This is a genomic window from Nostoc sp. (assembly GCF_036919495.1).
Lineage (GTDB): Bacteria > Cyanobacteriota > Cyanobacteriia > Cyanobacteriales > Nostocaceae > Nostoc.
In genome coordinates, this window is the sequence record NZ_JBALBZ010000130.1 from 53,074 (window position 1) to 63,719 (window position 10,646).

General features: G+C 38.5%; 9 protein-coding genes and 4 pseudogenes. 12 read left to right on the plus strand and 1 reads right to left on the minus strand.

All coding sequences use genetic code 11. The features are described 5' to 3' along the window. Positions 1-60 precede the first annotated feature (60 nt). Positions 61-289, minus strand: a pseudogene (locus V7K25_RS31660) (ISH3 family transposase); the annotation flags it as partial. Positions 290-475: 186 nt separating this feature from the next. Here V7K25_RS31660 and V7K25_RS18060 point away from each other — a divergent pair. The 12 genes and pseudogenes from V7K25_RS18060 to V7K25_RS18110 form a co-directional block, all read left to right on the plus strand. After that, a pseudogene (locus tag V7K25_RS18060) lies at positions 476-1,437 on the plus strand (glycosyltransferase family 4 protein); the annotation flags it as partial. Between the two features lie 131 nt (positions 1,438-1,568). Next, positions 1,569-1,859 (plus strand): annotated as a pseudogene (locus V7K25_RS18065) (hypothetical protein); the annotation flags it as partial. Positions 1,860-1,864: 5 nt separating this feature from the next. Then, a pseudogene (locus tag V7K25_RS18070) lies at positions 1,865-2,011 on the plus strand (NAD-dependent epimerase/dehydratase family protein); the annotation flags it as partial. 109 nt (positions 2,012-2,120) lie between these two features. Continuing rightward, positions 2,121-2,945, plus strand: coding sequence for an ABC transporter permease (locus tag V7K25_RS18075; protein WP_335159902.1), 825 nt, complete (start codon positions 2,121-2,123; stop codon positions 2,943-2,945). A 71-nt stretch (positions 2,946-3,016) separates the two neighbouring features. Next, positions 3,017-4,255, plus strand: coding sequence for an ABC transporter ATP-binding protein (locus tag V7K25_RS18080; RefSeq protein ID WP_335159903.1), 1,239 nt, complete (start codon positions 3,017-3,019; stop codon positions 4,253-4,255). Positions 4,256-4,431: 176 nt separating this feature from the next. Then, positions 4,432-5,322, plus strand: a complete 891-nt coding sequence (locus V7K25_RS18085) for a methyltransferase domain-containing protein (protein WP_335159904.1) — start codon at positions 4,432-4,434, stop codon at positions 5,320-5,322. A gap of 188 nt (positions 5,323-5,510) precedes the next feature. Beyond that, positions 5,511-5,768, plus strand: a complete 258-nt coding sequence (locus tag V7K25_RS31665) for an acyltransferase family protein (protein ID WP_442948097.1) — start codon at positions 5,511-5,513, stop codon at positions 5,766-5,768. A gap of 226 nt (positions 5,769-5,994) precedes the next feature. Then, positions 5,995-6,750 (plus strand): class I SAM-dependent methyltransferase, encoded by a 756-nt coding sequence (locus V7K25_RS18090; RefSeq protein WP_335159905.1) that lies wholly within the window; start codon positions 5,995-5,997, stop codon positions 6,748-6,750. Further along, entirely contained in the window at positions 6,747-7,775 is a 1,029-nt protein-coding gene (locus tag V7K25_RS18095; protein WP_335159906.1) for a polysaccharide deacetylase family protein, read from the plus strand. The genes V7K25_RS18090 and V7K25_RS18095 overlap by 4 nt, the downstream gene beginning before the upstream one ends. Continuing rightward, positions 7,768-8,760: a glycosyltransferase family 2 protein gene (locus tag V7K25_RS18100; protein WP_335159907.1), complete on the plus strand. Its 993-nt coding sequence runs from the start codon at positions 7,768-7,770 to the stop codon at positions 8,758-8,760. The genes V7K25_RS18095 and V7K25_RS18100 overlap by 8 nt, the downstream gene beginning before the upstream one ends. 260 nt (positions 8,761-9,020) lie before the next feature. After that, complete coding sequence (locus tag V7K25_RS18105; protein WP_335159908.1) at positions 9,021-9,959, plus strand: NAD-dependent epimerase/dehydratase family protein; 939 nt, start codon at positions 9,021-9,023, stop codon at positions 9,957-9,959. Positions 9,960-9,964: 5 nt separating this feature from the next. Then, positions 9,965-10,168: a glycosyltransferase gene (locus V7K25_RS18110; RefSeq protein ID WP_335159909.1), complete on the plus strand. Its 204-nt coding sequence runs from the start codon at positions 9,965-9,967 to the stop codon at positions 10,166-10,168. Positions 10,169-10,646: the final 478 nt, after the last annotated feature.

Consider the following 10,646-nt stretch of genomic DNA (forward strand, 5'->3'; position numbering starts at 1 on the left):
CACATTGGGGAGAATCCTAAAGAAACAAAGTGGTCAATTGGTATAGAATATGAACAGTTACGTAGGAACATTCTTTAATAGTTTAGCTGTGTTCTCGATACTATCTCCACTACTGGCTGCTTTTATGAGAATCTCGAATAAAGTTTGCTGGTCACATACTTCTTGAGAATCAAAAAGAAAAATTTTCTACTAAACACTCAATAACTTCATCTAGGGTTTCTGAGTCTGTTAAAATTGGTTCTTCTGTAGACTCACTCCTCTTAGCTTTTCGTAGAGATAAAACAGTCAAATTTTTCAGCCAATATACGACACACTCCTTTGATCATTTCATATTTTGAAGTGCTGTAAAGTATGATAACTATTTTTTATATTATTAAAGAGTATTACAGAATACTTGCTTCTCTGTACTCATTTCTTGATGATATCTCCTGTATCACTAGTGGTTCGACCTTTTAGGAAAACTTTTTGGTTTACTGATATATTGTTACTAACTACAGCTCCCCTATTTTTGCCAGTGATTGGATATCTGGCTTATATCTTGTTCCGATTGCCCTATGTCTGCATACTATATGACTTATACCCTGATATTGCGATCGCACTAAGGGTAATTCCCAAGGGTAACTGGCTGGCGCGCTTGTGGCGTGGTAAAATATGAACAAGTTTAGTTAAATGCTAAGGCGATTATAGTACTTAGTCCTGTGATGAAACAAAAGATAGTAGGGCATTGTCCCGAAATAGGTGATAAAATTTCGATAATTCACAGTTGGGCCAAACCAGAAGCAATCGTACCGATTGCCAAGCGAGAAAACTGGTTTGCTTGGAAATACAACTTAGTTAACAAATTTACCGTACTCTATTCTGGCAATATGGATCGCTGTCATGATATCAACACAATATTGGAAGCTGCAAAAGAACTGCAAGATGAGCCAATTCAGTTTGTTTGGATTGGTGGTGGGGCCAAACGCGATGAATTAATCATATGAAGTCGAGCGGTTAGGGCTGAACAATTTTACGTTTCTACCTTATCAAGACAAGCAAGTGCTACCTTATTCCTTAACAGCTTGCGATCTATCACTAATAAGTGTAGATTCAGCTACAGAGGGTTTAGTTGTTCCCAGCAAACTATATTCAGCTTTAGCCTCTAGGCGACCAATAGCAGTAATATGCTCCCAGGTTTCATATCTTAGACAATTGATGGCTGAAGCAAACTGTGGTGGAACATTTGATAATGGAGATAGGGTCAAGGTCTGGCACAATTTCTTCGCTTTCTGAATCGAGATCGACAGATAGAAGAGCAGATGGGCAAAGCAGGTCGCCAGTATTTGCGATCGCACTTCACGTTTAAAGTTATCTTTCAACAATACTTACATACATGTTTTACAGCACGCATTATTCTCTGATGAGATAAAAATCATGTCTCAAAGTGATGTAAAGTAAGTAGGTATGTCGGAATTAATTGAATATTTTTACTGTATTTTTTAGGAGTTGGACTTCGATGGTCTTATTGATCTCAGCCCCTCCAACATAGCCTTCCTTGCTCATAGTTTTTGTCTATACAGGAGGTTAAATTGCAGAGAAGGTGTGACCGAAATCGGAAACGTTCCAAACGACGGGCTATTTATTGCCCCATTCATAGCTGTTATGTCGATAGCGTCAGTCAGAAATATAAAATGTTTGCTGACCAAGCAGGTCAATTACAGCAACGAGGGATGAGTCGGCGGAATGCGTTGATGTTAATAGCGAACCAAACCGCAGTACCTATAGGAGGGGAATGGTTAGAAGCTTTTTGGTGTCAAGAGTGTCAACAGACAAAATGGTATTACGTTCGGCAAGGTAGCGATCGCATATATCAAATTTCACTAACCAGGGTATTGATGAAAACATGAGTATCGATAACACCAAACACTCATTATTTGGTACTTCTAAAGTAGCCGCAGATGTATTAGTGCAGGAATACGGACGCTATTTTGATATGAAAACTGCAAGTTTTCGGGGTGGGTGTTTAACAGGCTATTATTGAGGAAGGAAAATCTCTATATTTTGCGCCAAAATCCAAATGTTTAAAGCCAAATTTTTAATTCTAATTAAAATAGTCACGCATCTTGAAAATAAATTTAATAATGAATAAGCAAGAACTAGTAATCGAAGCAGGTCGCACTGAAAAGCAGTACTGGAAAGACCTATGGAAATATAGAGAATTATTTTATTTTCTTGCTTGGCGTGATATTCTAGTGCGATATAAGCAAACTACGATTGGTATTGCTTGGGCATTAATTCGTCCGTTTTTGACAATGGTCGTTTTTACAGTCGTATTTGGACAATTAGCAAAGTTACCTTCACAAAGTGCGCCTTACCCGATTTTGGTGTTCTCAGCAATGTTACCTTGGCAATTATTTGCAAATTCGCTCTCGGAGTGCAGCAATAGTTTAATTGGCAATGCCAATTTAATCTCAAAGGTATATTTTCCTCGCTTGATTGTACCAACAAGTGCAGTAGTAGTAAGCTTTGTAGACTTCCTGATTTCGGGGATGATTTTAGTAGGGCTGATGGCTTGGTATAACTTTATCCCCAGTTGGCGAATTTTGACACTACCAGTATTTATTGCTATTGCCTGTGCTGCTTCATTGGGAGCGGGATTGTGGTTTGCTTCTTTAAATGTCAAGTATCGTGACTTCCGTTATATTGTGCCGTTTATTGTGCAGTTTGGTCTGTATATATCGCCTGTGGGATTTAGCAGTAGCGTTGTTCCACAACAGTGGCGATTCCTGTACTCTTTGAACCCAATAGTAGGAGTGATTGATGGCTTCCGTTGGGCGATTCTAGGAGGTGAGTCAAAGTTATATTTACCAAGTTTCTTACTGTCTTTGGCACTAGTCTTTTTATTATTATTCAGTGGAATTTGGTATTTCCGTAAGACCGAGCGGACATTTGCAGATATTATTTAAAGCGATCGCTACAAACTATTTTTGCATTACATTAAATCAGCACAACACCATTGTGACAAAGTAAAGAGCCAATGTCTGACACTATCATTCGGGTTGAGAATCTGGGCAAAAAATATATTATCGGGCATCAGCAGGAAAAGTACACTACACTCCGCGATGTAATTGCCAGTCGCGCTAAAGGTTTACTTAAACCGTTCCGAAATAGAAAATCCGACATCCAAAATTCCCAGGAAGAGTTTTGGGCGCTGAAAGATGTATTTTTTGAAATTAAGCAGGGTGACAGAGTTGGAATTATTGGGCGAAATGGTGCGGGTAAATCTACGCTTTTGAAAATTCTCAGCCGGATTACTGAACCTACAAAAGGAAGCATCAATATTAAGGGAAGAGTTGCTAGTTTGTTGGAAGTAGGTACAGGCTTTCACCCAGAGTTGACAGGTAGAGAAAATATTTATCTCAATGGTGCAATTCTGGGAATGAGTAAGGTAGAAATTAAGCGAAATTTTGATGAAATTGTGGCATTTGCTGAGGTAGAGAAGTTTTTAGATACGCCTGTGAAGCGTTACTCCTCTGGGATGTATGTACGCCTTGCATTTGCAGTTGCAGCGCATTTGGAGCCAGAGATTTTAATTGTGGACGAAGTATTAGCTGTGGGGGATGTACAGTTTCAAAAAAAATGTCTTGGCAAAATGCAAGAAGTTGGACAGTCTGGTAGAACAGTACTTTTTGTTAGTCATAATATGAGTACGGTTCAATTTCTATGCTCAACTTGTATTTTGCTAGACTCAGGTAGCGTAATTGCAAATAGCACTCCTAGTTCTGTAGTTGAAGTTTACCTCAAAGATACTTCTGCATCACAAAGTTTTACACGCTCAGTTCAAAAGAGTGGGAAGCCAACAATTGTCTCAGGAGAAATTATATCTAAATTTGAGCTTGGAGATAGCAAAGTTGAAATTAATTTAACAATTTATACAAGTGAATATCACAATCTAAGTTTAGAACTGAGATTGCATGATGCAGCAGGAATTCCTGTAGGTTTTGGTAATTTTGGTATCTACCGACCGAGTGAGGTAATAGCGCTAAGTCCTGGAGAGAATTCTGTTTCATTCATGCTCTCTTTAGAACAGCTAGCTGTTGGTTCTTATTATATCAGTTTAGATTTAGCGTTACCTTGGTTGGAATACTATGATCGTGTTGAAAACTGTTTTTTATTGGAAGTTGTCCGACCCCCGAAGGATGGCGCCCATTGTGTTATGTTGCAGTCGTGGGGTTATGGTTCTCTAGAGTTACCTTTAGAACTTATTAGTAACTAGTTTATAGTTAGCTTTGGCTTTCCTATTCATAGTCAACTGATTAAGTTATTAGTGCAGAGGAAATATTTGATAAGTATAATTTACTTTTTTCCGTGTTCGTGCAACAGCACCATTTTATTTTATGGACCCATGAACTCAAAGGTTTCTCAGTATTTTAGTATTAAGAAAATAAAATCATGATTGAAATAGCTTCGCTAAACAACTTCCAGAAGTTTCTCGTTTGCCCCAAATGTAAAAATAAACTTGAGTTCGGTAAAAATTTCATTATCTGTACATCGTGTAATAGTAAATTTCCTCAGCTTGCAGATGACTGGTTAAATTTAATGCCAGATCAATTATTAGAAAATGAAGCAACTAAATGGGAAGAACGCCTCTTAGAAATGGAAGATTGGTACAAACATTTAATGACTAATTCTACATCTGCTATTAACTGCTTTGCGGCAGATTATACTCCGTTTGTACCCTTTCTAGCTGGCCTGTCTGGAAATATTCTTGACGTTGGTGGAGGAATTGGTGTTCCCCGAAACTACTTGAATTCCAATAATAATTATATTGTTATTGACCCTAGCATTGAATGGTTAAGGATAGATTGGTCTTCATTATTAGACCGTTTCCCCTATTTAGAAAGTAAACCTAATTTTGTTCGTGGCATTGGTGAATGCTTGCCATTTCCCTCAGAATCATTTGATGCGGTGCTATCCTTCTGGAGTTTAAACCATGCCAGCGATCCGAAACTTGTTATGAGCGAAGTTGCTCGTGTGCTACGACCAGGTGGTCGGGTTTTATTAGTTTTGGAGGAAATGATTCCTCAATGGTTCGACATAGGTAATCCGAAATTTTTAGCTAAAAGTGTTTTTAATAGTTTCTTTAACACTATATCCTCAAGGAAACCTTTACCTAGACTCCGCCTTCTTCTTAAGCTTTTGAAACGAGAAGATTGGCCTTTACAAACTGATCATGTTCGTATTTTAGAATCAGAAATTAAAGAATGGACTGGACAAAATTTTGAAATTATACAACGAGTATGGATAAATCAATACCTCACGTTCGAGTTAAATAAAATTTAAAAATTAAACTAACAATTGGCAGCAAAATTGAGCAAGTAATAAACTGCTAGTTCCTCTAATCCTCATCTTTTTAAATATATTTGAAATTACTAGTAAGCTTCTTGAGTATGCGGTCATTATCTTTTAAAATGATGAGTATATTTTCCAGTGGTATAGCACAGCCACAACAGGAAAAAAACCCGAAGTATATGGTTCAGCTAGATGGGTTACGAGCAATAGCTGTTTTTGGGGTTTTGGTTAGTCATTTTTTGCCAGAGAGCCTTCCTATAAACTCGATTTTTCAACCAGGATCACTTGGAGTCAGGCGATTTTTTGTACTTAGTGCTTTTCTCATTACTGACATTTTGTTGAAATGCAAGGATGCCCTTGATTCACCAGATCAAGCTATTTTTTTTATACTAAAAAGGTTTTATATACGTCGTTTTTTACGTATTTTTCCAATATAATATCTACTTCTTTTTATTGTTACTATCGCTAATATTGGAGGTATTAAAGAAGCTTTTTTCTGGCATTTTACCTACACTTCTAATATTTCTTGAAGAAGCACTTTAAATACACCAAAACTAAGGTTAAAAACCATCAGAATCATCAAGGCAATAGCATGACTAGGAAAGTAGTTATATCCATCATATTTATGTTTTAGTAAACTGATTGATTTTTTTAAAAAAACACATGAAAGAACTTGTAAAGTCAATTGCAAAGCGGACATTACCTACTCCAATCATTTCTAAGCTAGCTCAGTGGCGAGGAGTAGAATACTCATTACCTGTGGGAAAAGTTGAATTCGGTAACCTACGCCGTTTGAAACCTATTAGTGAAGCTTGGGGCTTCGACCGAGGTCTTCCGATCGATCGCTACTATATCGAAAACTTTCTTGCCAACCATTGTGATGATATTAATGGGCGTGTTCTGGAAATTGGAGATAGCTTTTATACTAATAAATTTGGAGGCGATCGCGTTACCAAAAAAGATGTTTTTCATGCTGTAGAAGGTAATCCAGATGCAACCTTTGTTGGCGACCTCACCAGTGCCGATCATATTCCATCTGATGCATTCGATTGTTTGATCCTAACTGAAACCCTCCAGCTAATTTATGAGGTACGACTAGCACTGAAAACGATTTACCGGATACTAAAGCCAGGGGGAGTTGTACTAGTAACAGTTCCGGGAATTACCCAACTCAGCGACATTGAATGGAAAAATACCTGGTATTGGAATTACACAACTCTATCTGCACAGCGACTCTTTGAAGAGGTGTTTCCACCCGCCAATATTCAACTAAAAACCTATGGAAATGTGCTGACAGCAACTTCCTTTTTACAAGGGCTGGCAACTCAGGAACTGCGAAAGGAAGAGTTAGATTACTGTGACTCCAACTATGAAGTGACAATTACCGTCAGGGCAGTCAAACCCCAAGTGACGCTATGAAGATACCTGGACTTAGCAGATTGCAACAAGTGAAACAGCAACTTCAGAGGCGATTGTCCTCAAAAAGTCTGATATTGATGTACCATCGCGTTGCTGAGGTAGACCTAGACCCCTGGTCTCTATGTGTGACCCCACAACACTTTGCCGAACATCTGGAAGTTTTGCAAAAATATGCCTACCCCATCAGCCTCCAGCAATTAGCTCAAGCTCATCGGGATGGCAACATTCCCCACCGAGCAGTGGCTATTACTTTTGACGATGGTTACGCCGATAATCTTCATCATGCTAAACCCTTGCTAGAGCGCTACGGTATCCCAGCAACTGTCTTTGTCAGTACCGGCTATTTAGGAAAGCAGCGCGAATTTTGGTGGGATGAGTTAGAACGGCTACTTTTACAACCGCAGAAATTACCAGAGAAGTTTTCGCTGAAGATTAAAACTACTACTCACTACTGGGAGTTGGGTGTAGCAGCAGATTGCAGTGAAGATGACTACGATCGCGATCGCCATGCTTGGGAAGCTAAACCAGGTTCTCGGCTATTTTTCTATTACTCAATTTGGCAACTATTGCAACCTCTGACGGAAAGCGATCGACTCAAGGCATTAGATGAGATATCAGCTTGGGCTATGGTTGAAGCAATAGCACGTAAGACTCACTACTCGCTTTTACCTGAGGAGCTACTTGCCTTGAAGCAAGGGGAACTAATAGAAATCGGCGCTCATACAGTGACACACCCATTTCTCTCAGCACACTCATTAGCCTTTCAACGACATGAAATTCAACAGAGCAAAGCTGATTTAGAAGAAATTCTCAATCGCCCGGTAACTAGTTTTGCTTATCCACATGGCGATTACAACGCAGAGACAGTCAACCTAATTCCAGAAGTAGGATTTGCCTGCGCTTGTTCTTGTATTCAAGAAATTGTGTGGCAAAAAAGCGACTGTTTTCAATTACCTCGCTTCGCGGTTAAAAAATGGAATGGGGAAGAATTTGCCAAGCAATTATTGAGGTGGTTTAATGACTGAAGGGATGAATAAAAAACCGTTAGTCTCTTGCATCATTATCTTCTTGAATGCAGGCGAGAAATTTTTTATAGAAGCAATAGAAAGTATATTCGCCCAAACCTACGACAACTGGGAACTGTTGCTAGCAGACGATGGCTCAACTGACGAAAGTACTGACATAGCCTTACGATATGCTCAACAATATCCGGAAAAAGTCCGCTATGTGGAACATGAAGGTCATCAAAATCGTGGCATGAGTGCGACGCGTAATCTGGGTGTTAGTAATGCTAAAGGTGACTATATCGCTCTTCTAGATGCTGATGATATCTGGTTACCACAGAAACTAGAAAAGCAAGTAGCAATATTGGCAGCACAACCCGAAGCTGCAATGGTTTATGGCTCCACTCTCATGTGGTACAGCTGGACGGGTAATCCTGAAGATGCTCAACGCGATCGCGGACGACTATTGGGTATCAAACCTGATACCTTGGTAAAACCACCAACACTGATCAAGATTTTCTTAGAAGGCAAAGCAGAAACACCAGGTACTTGTAGTGTCCTTATGCGACGGGAACTAGTACAAGATGTCGGCGGATTCGAGGAGTCTTTCCGAGGAATGTTTGAGGATCAGGCGTTCTTTTATAAAGTTTCTCTCAAGGCATCTGTATTTATAGAAAGTGGTTGTTGGGATAGGTACAGGCAGCACCAAAATAGCTCCTGTTATGTTGCAGAGGCTCAAGGACATTACAATCCAATACAATGGAATTCTGCTCAACTAATTTTTTTAACCTGGTTAGAGAAATATTTTTCCAAACAAGGGGTCAAGGATAATGAAATTTGGCAACCGTTAAATATAGCCCTATTTCTGTATCGTCGACCTAAATTGTACAAACTTTCAAAAGCTGTCCAAAATTGGCAAGGACGTATAAAAAGACTTCTAAAGTCAATTGCACGACATACATTACCTGCTTCTATGCTTAGTGAACTAAAGGCGAAATTACGCTGAACTATGAACCTATCCCACTAATAAGATTTGTGCTAAAAACCTTAAGCTGATTGAGAACTAAAAACGAAAAATTAAGGTTTTCCAGCACATTTTACGAAAAGAAGTAGGGATTTTTAGAATAGTGGGATAGGTTCATTAGATAGAAGTCTTAAAAAGAGCTGAACTATTAAATAGAAGCCTTAAAAAGAATAGCAACTTTAGACTATGAGCAATTTTAAGTTTTTCAAATAGCTCTCTTTAATTAACTAAAACTTTAAATTATGCATTTTATAGTCACTGGTGGAGCAGGTTTTATTGGCTCTCATCTGACAGAGCAACTGCTAAGAGAAGGCCATAGTGTTACTGTAGTTGATAACCTCAGCACAGGCCGATTAGAAAACCTACCTGAACATCCTCGCCTCAAATTATTGCTCAAAAATTTACTGGATTGTCAGCCAGAAGATTTCCCTCAACCAATTGATGGAATTGCCCATTTAGCAGCAACTCCATCAGTCGCCCAATCTTGGAATGAACCATTAGAATCTCATCACAATAATCTTTCGGCAATGATTGTTATTTTGATACTTTGTCAAACTTTAAACATTCCAAGACTCGTATTTGCTAGTTCAGCAGCAGTCTATGGTAATAAAGCTTATTTACCTATTTCTGAAGAGCAACTAACAAACCCGATTTCTCCTTACGGATTACAAAAATTAGTCAGTGAACAATACGCAAATTTATTCGCTCAAAAGTCCAATATATCCTTTATTGCACTACGGCTATTCAACGTATTTGGCCCTCGTCAAGACATAAATTCCCCATATTCTGGCGTGATTTCTATCTTTACTAAAGCTATACAGAAAGGTTTACCCATTACTATTTATGGAGATGGTACACAGACAAGAGATTTTATTTTTATTCAAGATGTTGCAACTGCTTTTACAAAAGCTCTAACTACTCCCCTTTTACCTGGCTATTGCATAACTTGTAATGTTGGTACTGGTCAAGAAACTTCTCTGCTGGAATTAATTAATAACTTAAAAAATTATTTTACTCAGTGGAACTCAGAAATTCATTTTAAAAATGCCCAGACTGGGGATATCCAACATTCTCAGGCTAATATATCAAGACTATTTTCGCTGTTAAATTTTAAACCTAAATGGTCAGTTGCCTCTGGCATTCATATTTTATTAAATCATTCTCAAGCAGTTATAAAATGATCTCCATGAGTGAGCAACATCCTTATCAAGCCACTATTTCGCCTGTTCCCAAAGAAACACCGCGACCTTTGTGGTCTGTAATTATCTATACCTATAATTGTGCCAATTATCTACGCGAAACACTGGCCAGCGTCTTAGCACAAGATCCCGGAGCAGATGTGATGCAAAACTTTGTGCTTTCGCACTTTGAATGTTTAAACCTAAACTAAGTAGGTGGGCGGAGGAAAACCGAAATGTGTAAAGCAATGTTAAGAAGAGAAATAATTGTTAAATTTGAAACGTTCTGTACGGTAATTATTTCGTTCTCCTCTGGCATCTATCCCATCAATAACTGCATAAGCTAGGTCTAATTCATCATCAAACATCTGTCCAAAAATTTCATGTTTTTTGAGTTGTTGCCACTCTAGTTCGATTCTATGATGTCTAATGTCTATTACTTAATAATAAGAAATAAGACATACTCAATTATGCTGTTTAGCGTTGTTAAAGTTTGAGTAAGCAGTGTCTAGATGAAAAATTGCTTTATTCCCTAATTATTAGCCGTACTTCATTGGGTTTCTTTAGCAATCCCGTCGCACAGATGGCGATCGCTCTCGGGAGCATCCCATTTTTGCAGAAATACTGATTCATGAGTGTAGTATGGGGAGAACACAATACTTACTTAAACCATAGGCATGACCCCCGAAG